This is a genomic window from Pseudoduganella sp. GW821-FHT05F09, assembly GCF_059419605.1.
This window is the reverse complement of the sequence record NZ_JBWKSD010000009.1, coordinates 64,085-84,069: the sequence shown is the minus strand read 5'-3', so window position 1 is coordinate 84,069 and position 19,985 is coordinate 64,085. Positions and strand designations below refer to the sequence as shown.

The following is a 19,985-nucleotide window of genomic DNA, read 5'->3' as shown; positions in this document are numbered from 1 at the left end:
TCTATTTTTGCAGCGCTTGCCCGATGGCCTTGATCCAGGCCTTGGCGGGCAGCTTGGTTTCGGCCACGATCTGCGCGGCGCGCTCCTTCAGCGCTTCCGGGTCGACGGGGCGGGCGCGCTTGAAGGCGATCGCCACCACATTGCCATCATGCACCTGCGGCAGGCAGATCAGTTGTTCAAAGGCAAACTTCATCGCCTTGATGTTCTTGGCGTAGCTGGGGTGGTCGCCGAACAGGTTGACCGTCATGATGCCGTCGTCGGCCAGGCAGGCGTTGCAGGACTGGTAGAACTCCGGCGTGTCCAGCACCGGGCCGCGCGCGGTGGCGTCGTACAGGTCCACCTGCAGCGCGTCCAGGGCGCCGTAGTTGGCCTTGTCGTTGACGAAGTCCAGCGCGTCCATTTCCAGCACATGCAGGCGCTCGTCGTTGGGCGGCAGCTTGAACATGGATTCGCACACGGCGATCACCGAAGGGTTCAGCTCGACGGCGGTGACGTCGGCCTGGGGAAACTGTTTATAGCAAAACTTGGTCAGCGCGGCCGTGCCCAGGCCGAGCTGGGCGATGCGGCGCGGCTGCGCGTTCCACAGCATCCACGCCATCATCTGCTGCGCGTACTCCAGCTCCGGCCAGTCCGGCTTGCGGATGCGCATGGCGCCCTGCACCCACTCGGTGCCGAAGTGCAGATAGCGCACGCCGTCCTGTTCCGACAGCGTAACCGGCGCGTACTTGGGCTTGCGCGCCGCCGGCGCGGCTTTTTCGGCCTTGGACGCCGGGCGCGAGGATTCTTCTTTTTCGATGGATTTGCGTTTGATGAGCATGAAGGGCTGCCTGAGGTGAAGAGCTATTATCCCGCGCCCGCTTACCGCAAGGCAAGTTGGAATGAAAAAAGCCGGTCGGCGACCGGCTTGTATTGACGAATTGTCCTGTCAGTTCTGCATCGGTTCGACGGACACGCGCAGGCGCACGCGCTGGCCCGGGTCGTGCGACATGATGCTGGTGTAGTTGCGGCCGCGGTAGTCATAGGTCACTTCGTAGCCGTTGGTGCGCGATTCCCAGTGGTCCACGGTGCGGCACTGCTTGACCGCCTGCTCGCTCACGCCGCCGGGCTGGGCGTTCTGGTTGTCCACGCGGTCGCCCACCACGGCGCCGGCAATCGCGCCGGCGGCGGCGGCGGCGGTGCGGCCGTTGCCGCTGCCGATCTGGCTGCCCAGCAGGGCGCCGGCGATGCCGCCGACGATGGAGCCGCCCGCGCTGCGCTGGGCCGGCTGCTGCACCTGCACGTATTCAGTACGGCATTCCTGGCGCGGAACATTCACCTGCTCCACCTGCGGCTGCACCCGCACCACGCGGCCGTAATCTTCGAAATCCGTGGCTTGCGCGAACGGCAGCGCGCACAGGCACAGGGCCGACAGGAGCAGTTTGGATGGCATGTTCATGTGATACCTCTTGTTGGTGTTGGATGGTCAGGGTATGCAATCCGCTAGCGAGGGATGGCTGCATACTATGGTAATCCCGCCGTTCCCGGGAAAACAGTTCTCATGGCAACAAATTGTAACAGCGCGCCAAAAGCCGAGGAAATGTTCTATTTCTTACAAAACTTGTGTGAGATATCACTTACGTGTTGATTAGCAGGATACAAAACGTTACCCTAACAACCGTATGGGATCAGATTGACATAGAGAAACGCGACTGCCGCCGGCGCAATGACCCGCCCGTGGCCTCCATGTACCGGTAACCGACAGAGTGCCATAGCGAAAAGCAAACCGTACATTAACAGGTCGATTTGAGGGAAAAATGAGTTTGTTGACAACTGTGCCGCCCAACCTTGTCCAGTCCATTCGTGCATTTCGTGTCACCGATCTGCAAGACGAGGCAGTCCGCCTGGGGCAGCACTTTTTATACGCGTATTGCAATGCTGGCCTGACCAAGCAGCAAGTGCTCGGCATTATCGCGGAATCGTTTCTCTTCCCCAAACCGTGCGGCAAGAACTTCGAAGCGCTGCGCGTGACCCTGACCGACACCATGGCCAAGGCCGGCGAGCAGACCGGCTTCCTGATCGTGCTGGAACAGCTGCCGAACACCCAGAAATTCGACCGCGAAGCGCGCGAATGCCTGCTGGACGTGTTCCGCGACGCGGCCGACTTCTGGGCCGAGAAGAAAGTGCCGTTCCGCGTCTTCTATTCCTTCGAGTAAAGCGGCGCCCAACGCCGTTTGGAAGGCCCTGTCCGCTACACGGGTATAATAGCGGGCTATGAAAAATATCGTCATCCTCATTTCTGGACGCGGCAGCAATATGGAAGCCGTGGTCCGCGCTGCGCAAGCCGAGCAATGGCCGGCCCGCATCGCGGCTGTCATCAGCAACCGCGCCGACGCGCTGGGCCTGGCTTTCGCCGACGAACACGGCATCCCGACGGCCGTGGTCGCCAACAAGGACTACCCCAGCCGCGAGGCCTTCGACGCCGCGCTGCAAAAGGTCATCGACGGCTACCAGCCCGACCTGGTGGTGCTGGCCGGCTTCATGCGCATCCTGACTCCGGCGTTCACCGCCCACTACGCAGGCCGCATGCTGAACATCCACCCGTCGCTGCTGCCGCTGTTCCCGGGGCTGCACACGCACGAGCAGGCGCTCGCGGCCGGCATGAAGGAACACGGCGCCACGGTGCATTTCGTGACCGCCGAACTCGATCACGGCCCGATGGTGGACCAGGCCTCCGTGCCCGTGCTGCCGGGCGACACGCCGGCCACGCTGTCAGCGCGCGTGCTGGTGCAGGAACATACGCTGTATCCGCGCGCCATCCGCTGGTTTGTTGAAGACCGGCTGACGATAGCAGACGGCAAGGTCATCGTTGACCACAACAAGTAATTAACCAAGGAATTCCATGAGATTGCCACCAGCGATACTCGCCAGCACCGAAGAAGTGCTGCGCGAGATTTTGCGCTTTACCGCACCCGCCGACAGCACCCTGTCGCGCTACTTCAAAGACCATCCACGCCTGGGCGGCCGCGAACGCGGCGCCATCGCCGAGGGCGTGTACTGCGTGCTTCGCAACCGCGCCTTCTTCACCGACCAGTCGGAAGCGGGCAGCGGCGCCACCATGCGCCGTTTGACCCTGCTGGGCCTGGCCGACGCCGTGGGCGCCGATGCGCTGGGCGGCGTCACGCCCGAGGAGCTGGAGTGGATCGAGCGCGTGATGCAGATCGACCGCAAGCTGATGCACAAATCGATGCGCTCGAACATGCCCAAGTGGCTGTTTGAAAAGCTGGTGGCGCAGTTTGGCGAGGAAGACGCGCTGGCCCTGGCCGACGCGCTCAACACGCCGGCGCCGCTGGACCTGCGCGTGAACAGCATGAAAACCGGCCGCGATGAAGTGATCGCCGAACTGGCGCAAGCGCCTATCGCCGCCGAGCCGACGCCTTACGCGCCGCTGGGCCTGCGCGTGCTGCGCAAGCCGCAACTGCAGAACCTGCCGCTGTTCAAGAGCGGCGCCATCGAAGTGCAGGACGAGGGCAGCCAGGTGCTGGCCCAGATCCTGGGCGCCAAGCGCGGCGAGATGGTGGTGGACTTCTGCGCCGGCGCCGGCGGCAAGACGCTGGCACTGGGCGCGCTGATGCGCAACACCGGCCGCCTGTACGCCTTCGACGTGTCGGAGAAGCGCCTGGCCAAGCTCAAGCCGCGCCTGGCGCGCTCGGGCCTGTCGAATGTGCATCCGGTGCAGATCGCGCACGAGCGCGACGCCAAGATCAAGCGCCTGGCCGGCAAGATCGACCGCGTGCTGGTGGACGCGCCGTGCTCGGGCATGGGCACCTTGCGCCGCAATCCGGACGTGAAATGGCGCCAGGCTGAAAGCGCCATCGCCGAAATGCACGACAAGCAGGTTGCCATCCTGGCCGGCGCCGCGCGCCTGGTCAAAGGCGGCGGCCGCCTGGTGTACGCCACCTGCTCCTTCCTGAACGAGGAAAACGACGACGTGGCGGCCGATTTCCTGGCCAACCACCCGGACTTCGAACTGGTGCCGATGAGCAAAGTGCTGGCCGAGCAGAAGATCGCGCTGGAGATGGGCGACTACCTGAAGCTGCTGCCGCACAAGCACCAGACCGACGGCTTCTTCGCCGCCGTGTTCGAGCGCAAGCCGATGCCGAAAAAGCTCAAGCCGGCGCCTGACGCCGATGAGACCGGCGACGCGGACAGCGCAGACTAAGTAACATGGGGCCGGCCGCTGAGCTGGCCCTTTTTCCATCCATCCTGTGAGAACGATGAAGCAAGAACCCCTGAAGAACCTGATTACCGATTTGATCGCCGACCTGCGCGACCCTGGCCTGATGTGGCAGGTGGGCGCGCTGATGCTGGCCATCGTGCTGGGCTATATGCTGTCCGGCCTGCTGCGCAAGCGCGTGGCTGCGCGCGAGCCCGCCACCGGCATGGCGCGCTTCGGCATGGAGAGTTTCAGCCGCGTGATCGGCCCGCTCGCCATCGCCTGCCTGATCTTTATTGCCCAGCTGGTGCTGGCGCGCTACCAGAAAGTGCATCTGCTGAAGGTGGCGCTGCCCATCTTCGGCTCGCTGGCGGCGATCCGTTTCGTGTTCTTCCTGCTGCGCCGCGTATTCGCGCGCCGCGGCGGCGAAATCGGCGCTACCATGCTGACGTTCGAGAAAATCTTCCAGCTGCTGGTGTGGGCCGGCGTGGCCATGTATATCACCGGGCTGTGGGACGACGTGTTCTTCTACCTCGACCACACCATGCTGCCGCTGGGCAAGCACAAGGTGACTATAGCCGACATCCTGCAGGCGGCGGTCTCGGTGGTGGTGCTGCTGATGCTGGCGCTGTGGGCCGGCGCGGCGCTGGAAGAGCGCCTGATGGGCTTGCAGACCGTGCATTCCAACCTGCGCGTGGTGCTGGCGCGCACCGGCCGCGCCATCCTGATCGTGGTGGCGGTGCTGGGCAGCCTGTCCATGGTGGGCATAGACCTGACCGTGTTGTCCGTGTTCGGCGGCGCGCTGGGCGTGGGCCTGGGCCTGGGCTTGCAGAAGATCGCCAGCAACTATGTGTCCGGCTTTGTGATCCTGCTGGACCGCAGCCTGACCATAGGCGACATGATTACCGTCGATAAATACAGCGGCCGCGTCACGCAGATCAACACCCGCTACACGGTGCTGCAGGGCCTGGACGGCGTGGAGTCCATCGTGCCGAACGAAATGCTGGTGTCGGGTGCGGTGCAGAACTCCTCGCTGTCGAACAAGAATCTGTGGCTGAGCACCAAGGTGTCGGTGGCTTACGACACCGACGTGGACTTCGTGCTGGGCTTGCTGGAGCAGGCCGCGCTGACCGTGGCGCGGGTGGACAAGGACAAAGCGCCTTCGGCCACGCTGGTCAGCTTCGGCGCCGACGGCCTGGACCTGCAAGTGGGCTGGTGGATAGCGGACCCGGAAAACGGGCGCGGCGGGGTGACCTCGGACGTCAACCGGGCGATCTGGAAAGCTTTGCAGGAGCACAAAATATCCGTGCCGTTCCCGCAGCGGGAGATGCGCATTATCGGTCCGCTCATGTTGCCGGAAGACTCAGAAGCGCTTAAAAAATAATCAGTGACGGGAGGCAAGCCACTCAAAGCAGGGTTGTTTCAGCGTACAATTACGCCCAACAATAGAAATTCCGGCGGGCAGTTTTCAGCTGCGCCGGCGCATGGGACACCCTCTTTGGAGTAGTAATGACCTTTAGTTTACAAACTGTACTCGATTTCCTGAGCAACGGCATCACCGGCGCGTCGGGTTGGCAAGTATTTGCCTACACGATGATCGTCACCCACATCACCATCGCCAGCGTCACCATCTATCTGCACCGCCACCAGGCGCACCGCGCGCTGGAGCTGCACGGCATCCCCAGCCACTTCTTCCGCTTCTGGCTGTGGCTGACCACCGGCCAGGTCACCAAGGAATGGGCCGCCATCCACCGCAAGCACCACGCCAAATGCGACACCGAGGAAGATCCGCACAGCCCTGTCACCCGCGGCATCAAGAAAGTATTCTGGGAAGGCGCCGAGCTGTACCGCGCTGAATCCAAGAATATGGAGACCATGGAGAAATACGGCCATGGCACGCCGGACGACTGGATGGAAAAGAACGTCTACACCAAATACAGCTGGATGGGTGTGGTGCTGATGGCCGTCATTAACCTGGCGCTGTTCGGCGTTATCGGCGCGACCGTATGGGCCGTGCAAATGATGTGGATTCCCGTTACCGCCGCCGGCATTATCAACGGCATAGGCCACTACTGGGGCTACCGCAATTACGACTGCGCCGACGCAGCCACCAATATTATTCCCTTCGGTATTATTATCGGCGGCGAAGAGCTGCATAATAACCATCATACTTTTGCCACCTCGGCCAAGCTGTCGTCGAAATGGTATGAAGTGGATATCGGCTGGTTTTATATCCGCACGCTGGAAACCCTGGGCTTGGCCAAAGTTAAGAAAGTGGCGCCTGAGCCGAAATTCCAGCATGGTAAATTGGAAGCCGACCTGGAAACGCTGCAGTCGGTTATCGCCAACCGCTACGACGTTATGGCCAAATACGCCAAGTCGATGAAAAGCGCCTGGAAAGAAGAGCTGGAGCATTTGAAAGATAAAGCGCAGCTGGAAGCGCGTTTCCTGAAATCCTCGCGCAAATTCCTGACGCGCGAGCCCGCCAAACTGGAAGCGCCGCAAAAACAGCAGCTGGTGGAATTGTTCGAGCACAGCAAGGCCCTGGAAACCATGCACAATATGCGCGTGGAATTGGGCGTGATCTGGGAGCGTTCGCATTTCACCCGCGACCAATTGCTGCACAAGCTGCAAGACTGGTGCAACCGCGCCGAAGCGTCCGGTATTAAATCCCTGCAGGACTTCTCTCTGCGCCTGCGCAGCTACGCATAAGCGGCCCCAGCGCCTCAAACAAAAACGGCCCGTTCGGGCCGTTTTTTATTGCCCATCGCATTGCCCATGCCGCCCCATGGCGAGTCCTCACTCTGCGCCTGCGCCTGATCCATGCCAGTTCCTGGCTTGTTCATGCTCAAAACGGGCTTAGGCTGCTTGCCTGGCGCCGGGGATCTGCTAGTATGGGTGGGTTGCTTTTTATGAAACTGGAGCGTAGTCGATGAGGAATCAAATTGTGGGCAAGCTGATATTGGTAGCGGCCGGTATCGCGGTGCTGCTGGTACTGACGCCATTTGCCATTGTCCCTGCCGGACACCGTGGCGTATTAACGACATTTGGAAAACCCTCCGCCGAAGTATTCGACGAAGGTTTGCATTTCCGCTGGCCTATGGCGCAGAGCATGCATTTGGTCGGCGTGGCAATTGAAAAAGGCGAAGGCGAGGGCGATGCCGCTTCCAAGGATTTGCAGACCGTTAAAACCAAGGTGGTAATCAACTACCACGTCCGTCCCGATGCGGTGGTGGCGGTATATCGCGACCTCGGCAACCAGCCCGGTGAGCGTATTATTGTTCCGGCCGTGCATGAAGCTGTAAAAGCCGTCACCGCCCGATATACGGCGGAGGAATTGATTTCCAAACGCGCGATAGTCCGCAATGATATTGTCGACGCCTTGCGTGAAAGAATGGCGCGGCATGGGTTGGTCATCGATGAATTCTCCATCGTCAGTTTTAATTTCAGTAAAACGTTCGACGAAGCCATCGAAGCCAAAACCACGGCCGAGCAATTGAAAATGAAAGCGGAGCGGGATTTGCAGCGGATAGAAGTGGAGGCGCAGCAGAAAATAGCGCGCGCCAAGGCTGAGGCGGAATCGCTTTCGCTGCAGCGCCAGCAAGTGACGCCGGAGTTATTGCGCCTGCGCGAAACGGAGAATCAAGCCAAGGCGATTGAGAAATGGGATGGAAAATTGCCGGCGACTATGGCCGGTGGTGCGGTGCCGTTTATCAGCCTGCCAGCCAAGCAATAAAAAAAAGCCGCTCAGTGAGCGGCTTTTTTCATTGAAACAAGGATCGATTACTTGATCTTGGTTTCTTTGTACAGAACGTGCTTGCGTGCCTTAGGATCAAACTTCATGATCTCCATTTTGGTAGGCATGGTGCGCTTGTTCTTGTCGGTGGTGTAGAAGTGACCGGTACCTGCGGTCGATTCCAGCTTGATTTTGTCGCGGCCAGTTTTTGCCATGATAGTTGCTCCCTATTAGACTTTTTCGCCGCGGGCACGCATGTCGGCCAGGACGGCGTCGATGCCGACCTTGTCGATTACGCGCAGACCGGCGTTGGACAGACGCAGGGAGACCCAGCGATTTTCAGATTCAACAAAAATACGACGGTTCTGCAGGTTAGGCAGGAAACGACGTTTAGTTTTGTTGTTTGCATGGGAAACATTGTTGCCGACCATCGGCTTCTTCCCAGTGACTTGGCAAACACGTGCCATGGCGCACTCCTTGAATAGATTCCACAATTGGAAAAAACAAGAGTATATAGAAAAAACTGAGCTTTTTCAACGACTTGCGAAAAACAATTGTGTCACGATCATGTGGAGAAATTTAACAATTGTAAAATCCGCCGCCAAACCCTTGTTTTTCATAGGTAAACTGGGCTATGGCGCTGTGATTTTCAGAGCTGGCCGTGCTCGGCGAAGGAGTGCACCTGGTGGCCGGCGACCACGAAATGGTCGAGGATGCGCACGTCCACCAGCGCCAAAGCCTGCATCAGCGCGCGCGTCAGCAGCATGTCGGACTCGCTGGGTTCGGGTGTGCCGGACGGGTGGTTATGGGCCAGCATCACGCTGGCCGCGTTGCGCGCCAGCGCCTCGCGCACCACTTCGCGCGGATAGACGCTGGTATGCGACAGCGTGCCGCGAAACAGTTCGCGCGAGTCGATCAGGCGGTTCTTTACGTCCAAGAACAGGACGTGGAAGGATTCGTAGGGCTGCGCGCCCAGCGTCAGGCGCAGGTAGTGTTTGACGGCGGCGGGGGAGCTGAGCGTCTGTCCGGCTTGCAGCTGTTCGCCCACGGCGCGGCGCGCCAGCTCCATCACCGCCTGCAACTGGGCGAATTTGGCCGCGCCCAGGCCGGGGATGCTGGAAAATTCGCGCAGCGTGGCGGCGAACAGCGCTTGCAGGGAACCGAAGTGGCCCACCATGTCGCGCGCCAGTTCCACCGCGTTCTTGCCGCGCACGCCCACCCGGAGGAAGACGGCCAGCAGTTCCGCGTCCGACAGGGCGGTGGCGCCCTCGCGTATCAGGCGCTCGCGCGGGCGCTGGTGTTCCGGCCAATCGGCAATTCCCATGCTGGACCTCGCAATGCCGGGAAGGCCCGGCCAAGGCTCCATTGTTGTCGGATTGTCAGCGGCGGCGTTTGTGCCTGCGCAAGCCGGGGCGAAGTTTTTACCGCGCCAGAGCGAAGGCCCCGGCCGCCACCAGCGCCATGCCCAGCATGCGGGTGGGCGTCATGGCTTCGCCCAGTACGGCGTAGCCTATCAGCAGCACGGTGGCCATGGTGATGGCCGTCATCAGCGGATAGGCCAGCGTCATGGGCAGCTTTTGCAGCGTGATGGTGTAGCAGACGAAGCCCAGGCCGTACACGGCGCAGGCCGAGCCCAGGTAGGCCAGCCGCGTGATGCTCCAGCCTTCTCCGGCCTGGTGCGACAGTTTGATGAGGAAAGTGGCGCCGGCGCTGGCCAGGGAGGCCAGTGCGCACCAGAAATAGCCGTTCAGAAGTGTGTTCATAATGTCAATAGTATCACGCGGCCAGGCGCGCTTCCGCCTCCCCGCTGTCGACGCGGCGGCCCAGCCAGGGCGACAGGGCGGCGACGGCGAAGGGTATCAGCATGGGGTAAAGGCCCCACACGGCGCGTCCGTCCACCCGCACCGACAGCGCGGCGTACAGCGGCGGCAGCGCGAGCACCAGCAGCAGGCGCTTGAAGGGCTGCAGCTGCGGCGCGGCGCGGCGCATGCCCAGCAAGGCCAGCGGCAGCACCAGGCCGGCCGCCAGCGCGATGGAGGCCAGCGAACGGGTATCGGCCAGCGCCGCCAGCAATTGCGCCACGCTGGGCTTCCAGACATAGCTGGGCAGGCCGCCTATGATCCACCAGCGCACCGCCAGTATCCATGCGGCAGCGGCGGCCAGGGCCGCGAGGCCGGCGCGCCAGCCTATCTGGCGCGCGGCCAGCAGCCAGAACAGGAGAACGATGTTTTCCTCGCGCACGCCGGTGCCCACCACACCGGCCAGTGCCGCCAGCCAGGGCTGGCCGGACACCAGGGCCAGCACGAAGGCCGCGCGGGCGCATACGGAGCCGGGATCCACCAGCAGATAAGGCGCGTACCAGAAGGTGGGCACGGACAGCACCAGCAGCAGGCCGGCGGCAAGGGCGCCGCGCTGGCCGTAGCCCAGGCGCCAGGCGCTGAGCGCGGTCATGCAGGCGGCGGCCGAGACCAGCAGCCAGTTCAGCAGCGCAAAGCTGCTGCGCACGTCGCCGGGGATGGCGGCGGCAGCGGCCGGCACCAGCAGGCGGTAAGGGAAGGGCGCCACCAGCTCGCTGGCGGGGATTTCGCCGCGCAGAAAGCGCGCGGTATTAAAGTAGTGCAGCGAGTCCTCCACGGTACCGCCCCAGCGCCACCACATGACGGCAAGGGCCAGCGCAGCAAAGCCGGCGGCGGCGGCCACCAGCGGCCGCCACGGGCTGCGGACAGCGGTGCTGGAATAGTCGTAAGGGGCGGGGAAGAGGAAGTTCAGTAAATTAGTCATGGCGCGCGCATTCTATGCGATATGGCAGGCAATGGCGGATTTGCTAACATTCGGAAACACTTGCGGCCGGCAGGCGGGGCGCGCGGCGCACTGGGCTGGAGCGGCTTAGCAAAGTGGCTTGGGAAAGTGGCTTACAATAGCGTTTTCAAGTTTTTTGCCCATCATGTCCAACGCACAACCTCCTGTCGTCACCGCATCGGCCTACCTCACGCTGCATTACCGCCTCGCCACCGTCGACGGCGCCGATATCGTCACCACCTTCAACGGCACTCCCGCCACGCTGATGCTGGGCCAGGGCCAGCTGGCGCCGGTGCTGGAAGAACTGCTGCTGGGCCTGCCGGAAGGCACGCACAAGACTTTCGACCTGGAGCCGGGCGTCGGCTTCGGTCCGCGCAACCCGGACCTGGTGCGCCCCGTGTCGCGCGCCACGCTGGACGCGAACTCGGTGCCGGGCGCCGATTATAAAGTGGGCGACCTGGTGGACTTCGCCGCGCCGGGCGGCGGCCGTTTCGCCGGCGTGCTGCGTGAACTGGGCGAAACCGAAGCGCTGTTCGACTTCAACCATCCGCTGGCGGGCCAGCCGGTGCGTTTCGAAGTGAACCTGATTTCCGTGCTGTAAAAAAGGAATAAGTATGGACAAAGAAATCCTGCTGGCGCAGCCGCGCGGCTTCTGCGCCGGCGTTGACCGCGCGATTGAAATCGTCGAACGCGCGCTGAAGCAGTTCGGCGCGCCCATCTACGTGCGCCACGAGATCGTGCACAACGCCTACGTGGTGGAGGACCTGCGCGCCAAGGGCGCCATCTTCATCGAAGACCTGGCCGACGTGCCGCCCGGCCACACCCTGGTGTTCTCGGCCCACGGCGTGTCGAAAGCGGTGCGGGCCGAGGCGGAAGCGCGCGGCTTCAGCATTTTCGACGCCACCTGCCCGCTGGTGACCAAGGTGCATGTGGAAGTGGCCAAGATGCGCAAGCAGGGTTGCGAGATTGTCATGATAGGCCACGACGGCCACCCGGAAGTGGAGGGCACCATGGGCCAGGCCGACGCCGGCATGCACCTGGTGGAAACCGTGGCCGACGTGGCCAAGCTGCAGGTGGGCAATCCGGACGCGCTGGCCTATGTCTCCCAGACAACGTTGTCGGTTGACGACACTACCGAGATTATCGCGGCGCTGAAACAAAAATATCCCAATATTATCGAGCCGAAGAAAGGCGACATCTGCTACGCCACCACCAACCGTCAGGAAGCCGTGAAATTCATGGCGCCGCAGGTGGAAGTGGTGATTGTGGTGGGCAGCCCGAACAGCTCCAATTCCAACCGCCTGCGCGAAGTGGCGGACAAGATGGGCACCCCCGCCTACATGGTCGATAATGCCGCCCAGATAGACGCCGCCTGGCTCGCGGGCAAGCAGCGCGTGGGCGTGACGGCGGGCGCGTCGGCGCCGGAAGTGCTGGTGCAGGCCGTGATCGACCGCCTGAAAGAGCTGGGCGCGCGCAGCGTGCGCGCGCTGGAAGGCGTGCAGGAGTCGGTCACCTTCCCCATGCCCAAGGGACTGGACGGTGAGAAAACCATGACGGTAGCGAATTAAATTCGGTGAACTTAATTTTTTTTCGATATTAGTTTTCGTTAAACCTCGCTATTATTGCGGACGCTTGTAATAGTAGATCGATGCACAACAGCGTCATTCAATGGCGGCACTACGGGGATAGCCTCTCCGGGTGCCGTTTTTGTTAACTCAAGAGGCAATTCCACGATGGATACATTTATCCAACAACTGATCAACGGCCTGGTGCTGGGCAGCATGTATGCGCTGATCGCACTGGGCTACACCATGGTGTACGGTGTGCTGAACCTGATTAACTTCGCCCACGGCGACGTGCTGATGGTGGGCGCCATGGCGGGCCTGACCATCCTGAACCAGCTCAACCACTTCTTCCCCGACATGCCGGGCTATCTCAAGCTGGGCATCGCCATCCTGGGCGCCATCCCGGTCTGCATGGCCGTCAATGTGCTGATCGAGCGCGTGGCCTACCGGCGCCTGCGCAACGCGCCGCGCCTGGCGCCGCTGATCACCGCGATCGGCATGTCTATCATCCTGCAAACCTTCGCCATGATGATCTGGGGCCGCAACCCGCTGCCCTTCCCGCAGCTGCTGTCGTCCGACCCCATCATGCTGGGCAATTCCGTCATCACGCAGACGCAGGTGCTGCTGCTGGTGCTGGCCGCCGCGTCCATGTTCGGCCTGGTGATGCTGGTGGAAAAAACCAAGATGGGCCGCGCCATGCGCGCGGTCGCGGAAAACCCCCGCGTGGCCGGCCTGATGGGCGTGGACTCGAACAAGGTCATCGTCGCCACCTTCGCCATCGGCGCCGCGCTGGCCGCCGTGGCGGGCGTGATGTGGGGCGCCAACTACGCTTCCATCCAGTTCGCCATGGGCACTTTGCCCGGCCTTAAAGCGTTCTGCGCGGCTGTGCTGGGGGGCATCGGCAATATCTATGGCGCCATGATAGGCGGCATAGTGCTGGGCATTATCGAAAGCCTGGGCGCCGGCTATATCGGCGACCTGACCGGCGGTTTCCTCGGCTCGCACTACCAGGACATCTTCGCCTTCGTGGTGCTGATCCTGGTGCTCACCGTGCGTCCGTCCGGCATCATGGGCGAACGCGTGGCCGACCGCGCTTAAGAAAGGACTGATATGGCACTGTTGAACTTTGACGTCCAGAAAGACGCGAAAAAAGCCTACACCAGCATGGCCGTCGTGCTGGTGCTGATGCTGGTGTTCCCCTTTGTTGCGGCGCCCTTCGGCAACTCCTGGGTCCGCATCGTGGACCTGGCGCTGCTCTACATCATGCTGGCGCTGGGCCTGAACATCGTGGTCGGCTTCGCCGGCCTGCTGGACCTGGGCTATATCGCGTTCTACGCGGTGGGCGCCTATATGACCGGCCTGCTGGCCTCGCCGCAATTCGCCACCCTGCTCGAATCGCTGGTCAACCTGCATCCCGGCATCGGCGAAGCGCTGGTGGCGGTGATGGGCGAAGAGATACGCACCAACGGCATCCACCTGTCGGTCTGGTTCATCGTGCCGCTGGCGGCCGCGCTGGCCGGCCTGTTCGGCGCGCTGCTGGGCGCACCGACGCTGAAGCTGCGCGGCGACTACCTGGCCATCGTGACCTTGGGCTTCGGCGAGATCATCCGCATCTTCATGAACAACCTGAACGAGCCGATCAACGTCACCAACGGCCCGCAGGGCATCAACCTGATCGACCCGATCCGCGTGTTCGGCACCTCGCTGGCCGGCGAAGCCGGTTCGCGCGCCACGGTCTACATCGGCAGCTTCGGCATGCCGTCCGTGAACGCCTACTACTACCTGTTCCTGTTCCTGTGCATCGCCGTGGTGTTCGTCACCAGCCGCCTGCAGCACTCGCGCCTGGGCCGCGCCTGGGTGGCCATCCGCGAAGACGAGATCGCCGCGAAAGCCATGGGCATCAACACCCGCAACGTCAAGCTGCTGGCCTTCTCCATGGGCGCCTCCTTCGGCGGCGTGGCGGGCGCCATGTTCGCGTCCTTCCAGGGCTTCGTGTCGCCGGAATCGTTCTCGCTGACCGAGTCCATCGCCGTGCTGGCCATGGTGGTGCTGGGCGGCATAGGCCACATCCCCGGCGTCATCATGGGCGGCGCGCTGCTGGCGGCGCTGCCGGAAGTGCTGCGCCACGTGGTGGAGCCGCTGCAGGAGAAGCTGTTCGGCCACGTGCTGATCGAAGCGGAAGTGCTGCGCCAGCTGCTGTACGGCCTGGCCATGGTGCTGATCATGCTGAACCGCCCGGCCGGCCTGTGGCCCGCGCCCAAGCATGAAGACCGTCCGGACGCCGATTCCGACACCAAAGATCAATCGTCCGGCGTTTTGCCAGCCTGAGGTAAGAGTATGAGCGAACAAGTTATTCTGAACATCGCCGGCGTCAACAAGCGCTTCGGCGGCTTGCAGGCGCTGACCGATGTCGGCATCAAGATCATGAAGGGCCAGATCTACGGCCTGATCGGCCCCAACGGCGCCGGCAAGACCACCTTCTTCAACGTCATCACCGGCTTGTACCAGCCGGACACCGGCACCTTCGAGCTGGCCGGCAAGCCGTACTCGCCGTCCGCGCCGCATGAAGTGGCGAAAGCCGGCATTGCGCGCACCTTCCAGAACATCCGCCTGTTCGGCGAGATGACCGCGCTGGAAAACGTCATGGTGGGCCGCCACGTGCGCTCGCACCAGGGCGTGTTCGGCGCCGTGTTCCGCCACAAGGCGGCGCGCGAAGAAGAAGCGGGCATTCGCAAGCGCGCGCAGGAGCTGCTGGACTTCGTCGGCATCGGCGCGTTCGCCAACCGCACCTCCAAATTCCTGTCCTACGGCGACCAGCGCCGCCTGGAAATCGCGCGCGCGCTGGCCACCGACCCGCAGCTGCTGGCGCTGGACGAACCGGCGGCCGGCATGAACGCCACCGAAAAGCTGGCGCTGAAAGAGCTGCTGGTCAAGATCAAGGCCGAAGGCAAGACCGTGCTGCTGATCGAGCACGACGTGAAAATGATGATGAGCTTGTGCGACCGCATCACGGTGCTGGAATACGGCAAGCCGATCGCGGAAGGCCTGCCCGCCGAGATCCAAAGCAACAAGGCGGTGATCGACGCCTACCTGGGAGGTTCGCACTAATGAGCGAGAATGTATTAAAGGTTTCCGGCCTGAAGGTGGCGTATGGCGGCATCAAGGCCGTCAAGGGCATTGACCTGGAAGTGAACAAGGGCGAACTGGTCACGCTGATCGGCGCCAACGGCGCGGGCAAGACCACCACGCTGAAAGCCATCACCGGCACGCTGCCGGACTGCAAGGTGGAGGGCACGGTGGCCTATATGGGCCAGTCGCTGAAAGGCAGCAAGTCCTTCCACCTGGTGGAGAAGAAGCTGGCCATGGTGCCGGAAGGGCGCGGCGTGTTTACCCGCATGACCATCACGGAAAACCTGATGATGGGCGCCTACACCCGCGACGACAAGGCCGGCATCGAGGCCGACATCGCCAAGTGGTTCGACATCTTCCCGCGCCTGAAAGAGCGCTCTGCGCAGCTGGCCGGCACCCTGTCCGGCGGCGAGCAGCAGATGCTGGCCATGGCGCGCGCGCTGATGTGCCACCCGGCGCTGCTGCTGCTGGACGAACCGTCGATGGGCCTGTCGCCCATCATGGTCGACAAGATCTTCGAAGTGATACGCAACGTCTCGCAGGAAGGCATCACCATCCTGCTGGTCGAGCAGAACGCCAAGCTGGCGCTGCAAGCGGCCCACCGCGGCTACGTGATGGACTCCGGCCTCATCACCATGACCGGCAAAGCCGGCGACATGCTGGACGACCCGCGCGTCAAAGCCGCCTACCTGGGCGAGTAAATTTGTCGAGCAGCAAAATGGGGTCAGGGTTGATTTTGCCTTAATGGAAAATCAACCCTGACCCCTTTATGATTTACACTGGGAGCTCCTCACCACGGAGCTGCCCGCATGAGCGTTAGATCCCTGCCCGAACTGCTTACACTGGAACAGCTGATCGAGGATGGCGGGGACTTGCTCAATGCCAGCGTGGCCTGCACGGTGGCGGCGGACAGCCAGCAATTTCCCGTTTATGTATTGACCATGGGTAGCGCCGATCCGGCCGCGCCCGCGCTGGGTTTCTTCGGCGGCATCCACGGCCTGGAGCGCATCGGCACGCAGGTGCTGCTGTCCTTTCTGCAAAGCCTGGTGGCGCGCTCGCGCTGGGACCACGGGCTGCACCATTTGCTGGAAAATGTGCGTCTGGTGTTTATGCCGCTGGTCAATCCGGGCGGCATGTGGCAGGCCACGCGCTGCAATCCGCAAGGCGTGGACCTGATGCGCAACTCGCCGGTGCAGGCCAGCGAACGCGTGCCTTTCTTGCTGGGCGGCCAGCGCGCCAGCCCGGTGCTGCCCTGGTATCGCGGCGCCTTCGGCGCGCCCATGGAGGCGGAGAGCCGCGCCGTGTGCGAGGTGGTGGAGCGCGAGCTGCTGCCGCGCCAGTTCAGCATCAGCATGGATTGCCATTCGGGCTTCGGCCTGCGCGACCGGATCTGGTTTCCGCACGCGCACACGCGCACGCCGATTGCGCACTTGCCGGAGATCGCGGCGCTCGAGGAGTTGTTCACGGCCAGCTATCCGCACCACAACTACACCTTCGAGCCGCAGAGCCTGCAATACCGCACCCACGGCGATTTGTGGGACTACCTGTACCTGCGCTTCGAACGCGGCGGCGAGGGCCACGACCGCGTGTTCCTGCCGCTGACGCTGGAGATGGGGTCCTGGCTGTGGGTGAAGAAGAATCCGCGCCAGCTGTTTTCCCGCCTGGGCGCGTTCAATCCCACCGCCGCGCACCGCTTGCAGCGCGTGCTGCGCAGCCATTTGCTGTGGTTCGATTTCCTGATGCGGGCGGTGAACGCCCACGCGCGCTGGGCGCCCGACGAGCCGGCGCGGCTGCTGCAGCGCAAGCGCGCGCTGGCGCGCTGGTACGGGCTGGGGGCGGCGGCATGAACTGGGTCTTGCTGCGCGGCCTGATGCGCGAGAGCCGGCACTGGGGCGAGTTCCCGGACCAGCTGCGCGCCGCCGTGCCGGAGGCGGAGATTGTTACGCCGGACCTGCCCGGCAACGGTGTGAACTGGCGGCAGCGCAGTCCGGCATCGGTGCAGGGCATGGTGGAGGCTTGCCGCGCTGACCTGCAGGCGCGCGGGCTGCGGGGACCGTACAGCCTGCTGGCGCTGTCGCTGGGGGCGATGGTGGCCGTGCAGTGGCAGGCCAGCTATCCGGACGAGGTGGCGCGCTGCGTACTGCTCAACACCAGCATGCGGCCGTTCAGCCGCTTTTACCAGCGGCTGCGCTGGCAGAACTATCCGGCCATTGTGCGGCAGCTGGTGCTGGGCGGGGCGCGGCGCCAGGAGCAGCTGGCGCTCAGGCTGACCAGCGTGACGCATGGGCGGGACACGCGCGACAGCGAGCTGCTGAAGCGCTGGGTGGATTATCGCAATGAGTTTCCGGTGTCGCGCCTGAATGCGCTGCGGCAGCTGCTTGCGGCGGCGCGCTTCCATGCGCCGCAGCGCGCGCAGGGCGGGGCGCCGCTGCTGGTGCTGGCGGGCGCGCGGGATGGGCTGGTTGATCCGGTGTGCTCGGAGCGTCTGGCGGAGGCGTGGGGGGCGGAGTTCCGCATGCATCCGGAGGCGGGACACGATTTGCCGCTGGACGACGGCGCTTGGGTGGCGCGGCAGGTGGCGCTGTGGTTGGCGGGTTACGCGCTGGCGCGCTAACCCGCCCTACGGTGCCGCAGTCAGCGTTGCGCTGGGTACGGACGAAAAAAAGCCCCGGACTAGCCGGGGCTGATGAAGGACATCCGCCAGAGAGGACACCACGGATGCCGAGGAGACCTGCGCGGAGCCGGCCTCGCAAGAGGCCGGCGCTTCATGCATTACTTCTTGGCAGTTGGAGCAACCTTGGCGGCGGCAGCGGTGAACTGGTTCACGGCGGCGTTCAGGTTGGTCTCGATTGCTTCGCCGGCTTGCTTGGCGGATTTGGTGAACTGCTCGTAGCCGGCGCTGGCGTTGCCCAGGGTCGATTTCAGCAGGGCGATCGCGTTTTCCGAACCGGCTGGCGCGTTCTTGCTCACTTCGTCCACCAGCGAGATGACTTTGCGGTTGGTTTCGGCGATTTGCGTTTCAGCAGCGCGGCTGAATTCAGCCTGGGTGCCGGAAGCGATGGCTGCCAGGTGACGGCCATAGGCGATGGTTTTTTCGGCGCTAGGCTGCACTTGGGCGGCGGCCAGCGAGAAGAATTCTTGTGGATCTTTGGCCGACAGCAGCTGCTTGGCGGCAACCGAGGACTCTTCCAGCGATGCCTTGGCAGCGGTCAGGTTCAGGTCGACCAGCTTTTCCACGCCTTCGAAGGCTTTGGCGGTCAGCGACGAGAAAATGGCGAATTGGCTCTCAAAGTTGGCTTTGGTCGCATTGGAAAATTGCTCAGGGATAGAAAACATGTAAATCTCCAGTCTTGAAGTGATTTAAGCGATATAAGCGTTAGATGCTGCTGAAAGCTACCTGCAGTAAAACCGTGACGCATTTCTTTCAGGCCGAACAACAAATTGTGCAACGCAACAAACCCGATTTTACGGCTTTAATTTTTTAAGTCAAGCGATTTTTGTGCGTTGCACAAAGGAACCCACTCCTGGCCGTTTGCCCTATACCTTAGCGGGGAACCGCCGTTTTGATCTAGAGCAACTTTGCTGCACTTGCGGCGGCGCCGGACCCGAAAATCCGCTCCGTGCTAGACTCTATGTCTTCCGTGCAACATCCACTCCCTGGTTGGGCGCGTCCGTTACTTTTGGTAGTCAACATGCCCAAAACCGCATCTTTCCTGTCGCCCGTCCCGCTGTTCTTCGTTTTCCTGTGGAGCACCGGCTTTATCGTGGCCAAGTTTGGCCTGCCGTATGCGCCGCCGCTGAGCTTCCTGCTGCTGCGCTTCCTGGGCGTGCTGGCCATTTTGCTGCCGCTGGTGCTGCTGATGCGGGCGCCCTGGCCGGCCGGCAAGATCAAACAGGTGGCGCTGGCCGGGCTGCTGATGCAGGCGGGCTACCTGGCCGGCGTGTGGTGCGCCATCAAGCTGGGCATGCCGGCCGGGCTGACCGCGCTGATGGTGGGCATGCAGCCCATCCTCACGGCGATGGCGGCGCCGCTGATCGGCGAGACGGTGCGTCCGCGCCAGTGGCTGGGCCTGCTGTTCGGCCTGGGCGGGGTGGCGCTGGTGGTGTACGCCAAGATTACGCTGGTGGGCCTGTCGTGGCAAGCCATCGCGTTGTGCCTGTTCGCGCTGCTGTCCATCACGGCCGGCACCATGTACCAGCGCCGCTATTGCCCGCAATTCGATTTGCGCACCGGCACCGTGATCCAGTTCGCGGCATCGTTTGTGGTGATTTTGCCATTTGCGCTGTATTTTGAAAGCTTTGCTGACATACAATGGACTGTGCGCTTTGTCGGCGCGCTGGCCTGGTCTGTGCTGGCGCTGTCGATCGGCGCGATTTTCCTGCTGTTCGCGCTGATACGCCGCAGCGACGCCACCCAGGTGACCAGCTTGCTGTACCTGACGCCGCCCACCACCGCCATCATGGCCTGGCTGATGTTCGGCGAAGCGTTCAGCCTGCTGGGCGTGGCCGGGATGGCGCTGGCGGTGCTGGGCGTGGTGTTCGTAGTGAAGCAACCCAGGTGAAT

23 protein-coding genes are annotated in these 19,985 nt (G+C 62.8%); 15 read left to right on the top strand and 8 right to left on the bottom strand.

The window, feature by feature from the left end:
• Window position 1: 1 nt before the first annotated feature.
• Together AC07S4_RS25390 and AC07S4_RS25385 are read right to left on the bottom strand one after the other, a co-directional pair.
• Window positions 2-817, bottom strand: a complete 816-nt coding sequence (locus AC07S4_RS25390; RefSeq protein WP_494989248.1) for a spermine/spermidine synthase domain-containing protein — start codon at window positions 815-817, stop codon at window positions 2-4.
• Window positions 818-925: 108 nt separating this feature from the next.
• Complete coding sequence (locus AC07S4_RS25385; protein ID WP_494989247.1) at window positions 926-1,435, bottom strand: glycine zipper 2TM domain-containing protein; 510 nt, start codon at window positions 1,433-1,435, stop codon at window positions 926-928.
• Between the two features lie 358 nt (window positions 1,436-1,793).
• Here AC07S4_RS25385 and AC07S4_RS25380 point away from each other — a divergent pair, with 358 nt between their 5' ends.
• From AC07S4_RS25380 to AC07S4_RS25355, 6 genes are all read left to right on the top strand, one after another.
• Entirely contained in the window at window positions 1,794-2,192 is a 399-nt protein-coding gene (locus AC07S4_RS25380; RefSeq protein ID WP_494989246.1) for a barstar family protein, read from the top strand.
• A gap of 58 nt (window positions 2,193-2,250) precedes the next feature.
• Window positions 2,251-2,862, top strand: a complete 612-nt coding sequence (gene purN, locus AC07S4_RS25375; RefSeq protein WP_494989245.1) for a phosphoribosylglycinamide formyltransferase — start codon at window positions 2,251-2,253, stop codon at window positions 2,860-2,862.
• Between the two features lie 16 nt (window positions 2,863-2,878).
• Window positions 2,879-4,198: an RsmB/NOP family class I SAM-dependent RNA methyltransferase gene (locus AC07S4_RS25370; RefSeq protein WP_494989244.1), complete on the top strand. Its 1,320-nt coding sequence runs from the start codon at window positions 2,879-2,881 to the stop codon at window positions 4,196-4,198.
• A gap of 55 nt (window positions 4,199-4,253) precedes the next feature.
• Entirely contained in the window at window positions 4,254-5,576 is a 1,323-nt protein-coding gene (locus AC07S4_RS25365) for a mechanosensitive ion channel family protein (RefSeq protein ID WP_494989243.1), read from the top strand.
• A gap of 125 nt (window positions 5,577-5,701) precedes the next feature.
• Window positions 5,702-6,904, top strand: coding sequence for a DesA family fatty acid desaturase (locus AC07S4_RS25360; protein WP_494989242.1), 1,203 nt, complete (start codon window positions 5,702-5,704; stop codon window positions 6,902-6,904).
• Window positions 6,905-7,139: 235 nt separating this feature from the next.
• A complete protein-coding gene (locus AC07S4_RS25355; protein ID WP_494989241.1) occupies window positions 7,140-7,928 on the top strand; it encodes a prohibitin family protein in 789 nt (262 codons plus the stop codon).
• 47 nt (window positions 7,929-7,975) lie between these two features.
• Here AC07S4_RS25355 and rpmG read toward each other — a convergent pair whose 3' ends face one another.
• From rpmG to AC07S4_RS25330, 5 genes are all read right to left on the bottom strand, one after another.
• Window positions 7,976-8,143 carry a 50S ribosomal protein L33 gene (rpmG, locus tag AC07S4_RS25350; protein ID WP_056393804.1) on the bottom strand — a complete coding sequence of 56 codons (168 nt, stop codon included), beginning with the start codon at window positions 8,141-8,143 and terminating at the stop codon, window positions 7,976-7,978.
• 15 nt (window positions 8,144-8,158) lie between these two features.
• A complete protein-coding gene (rpmB, locus tag AC07S4_RS25345; RefSeq protein ID WP_008451488.1) occupies window positions 8,159-8,395 on the bottom strand; it encodes a 50S ribosomal protein L28 in 237 nt (78 codons plus the stop codon).
• A gap of 182 nt (window positions 8,396-8,577) precedes the next feature.
• Entirely contained in the window at window positions 8,578-9,252 is a 675-nt protein-coding gene (gene radC, locus AC07S4_RS25340) for a RadC family protein (protein WP_494989240.1), read from the bottom strand.
• Window positions 9,253-9,349: 97 nt separating this feature from the next.
• A complete protein-coding gene (locus AC07S4_RS25335; RefSeq protein WP_494989239.1) occupies window positions 9,350-9,691 on the bottom strand; it encodes a DMT family transporter in 342 nt (113 codons plus the stop codon).
• 13 nt (window positions 9,692-9,704) lie between these two features.
• Complete coding sequence (locus tag AC07S4_RS25330; protein WP_494989238.1) at window positions 9,705-10,709, bottom strand: hypothetical protein; 1,005 nt, start codon at window positions 10,707-10,709, stop codon at window positions 9,705-9,707.
• A gap of 163 nt (window positions 10,710-10,872) precedes the next feature.
• Between AC07S4_RS25330 and AC07S4_RS25325 the strand changes: the two genes are divergently transcribed.
• From AC07S4_RS25325 to AC07S4_RS25290, 8 genes are all read left to right on the top strand, one after another.
• Entirely contained in the window at window positions 10,873-11,328 is a 456-nt protein-coding gene (locus AC07S4_RS25325; protein ID WP_161073722.1) for an FKBP-type peptidyl-prolyl cis-trans isomerase, read from the top strand.
• 13 nt (window positions 11,329-11,341) lie between these two features.
• The gene (gene ispH, locus AC07S4_RS25320) at window positions 11,342-12,295 is read left to right on the top strand and encodes a 4-hydroxy-3-methylbut-2-enyl diphosphate reductase (RefSeq protein ID WP_161073723.1); all 954 of its coding nucleotides are present in this window, start codon (window positions 11,342-11,344) and stop codon (window positions 12,293-12,295) included.
• A 165-nt stretch (window positions 12,296-12,460) separates the two neighbouring features.
• Complete coding sequence (locus tag AC07S4_RS25315) at window positions 12,461-13,390, top strand: branched-chain amino acid ABC transporter permease (RefSeq protein ID WP_494989237.1); 930 nt, start codon at window positions 12,461-12,463, stop codon at window positions 13,388-13,390.
• A 12-nt stretch (window positions 13,391-13,402) separates the two neighbouring features.
• Window positions 13,403-14,620, top strand: coding sequence for an ABC transporter permease subunit (locus tag AC07S4_RS25310; RefSeq protein ID WP_494989236.1), 1,218 nt, complete (start codon window positions 13,403-13,405; stop codon window positions 14,618-14,620).
• 9 nt (window positions 14,621-14,629) lie between these two features.
• Window positions 14,630-15,400 (top strand): ABC transporter ATP-binding protein, encoded by a 771-nt coding sequence (locus AC07S4_RS25305; RefSeq protein WP_161073726.1) that lies wholly within the window; start codon window positions 14,630-14,632, stop codon window positions 15,398-15,400.
• The gene (locus tag AC07S4_RS25300) at window positions 15,400-16,122 is read left to right on the top strand and encodes an ABC transporter ATP-binding protein (protein WP_494989235.1); all 723 of its coding nucleotides are present in this window, start codon (window positions 15,400-15,402) and stop codon (window positions 16,120-16,122) included. The genes AC07S4_RS25305 and AC07S4_RS25300 overlap by 1 nt, the downstream gene beginning before the upstream one ends.
• Window positions 16,123-16,230: 108 nt before the next feature.
• A complete protein-coding gene (locus AC07S4_RS25295) occupies window positions 16,231-17,268 on the top strand; it encodes a M14 family zinc carboxypeptidase (RefSeq protein WP_494989234.1) in 1,038 nt (345 codons plus the stop codon).
• Entirely contained in the window at window positions 17,265-18,035 is a 771-nt protein-coding gene (locus tag AC07S4_RS25290; protein WP_494989233.1) for an alpha/beta fold hydrolase, read from the top strand. The genes AC07S4_RS25295 and AC07S4_RS25290 overlap by 4 nt, the downstream gene beginning before the upstream one ends.
• A gap of 158 nt (window positions 18,036-18,193) precedes the next feature.
• On the opposite strand, the gene AC07S4_RS25285 is transcribed toward AC07S4_RS25290, so the two are convergent.
• On the bottom strand, window positions 18,194-18,757 hold the full coding sequence (locus AC07S4_RS25285) for a phasin family protein (protein WP_494989232.1): 564 nt from the start codon (window positions 18,755-18,757) through the stop codon (window positions 18,194-18,196).
• Between the two features lie 356 nt (window positions 18,758-19,113).
• Here AC07S4_RS25285 and AC07S4_RS25280 point away from each other — a divergent pair, with 356 nt between their 5' ends.
• Window positions 19,114-19,983 carry a DMT family transporter gene (locus AC07S4_RS25280; RefSeq protein ID WP_494989231.1) on the top strand — a complete coding sequence of 290 codons (870 nt, stop codon included), beginning with the start codon at window positions 19,114-19,116 and terminating at the stop codon, window positions 19,981-19,983.
• Window positions 19,984-19,985 lie beyond the last annotated feature (2 nt).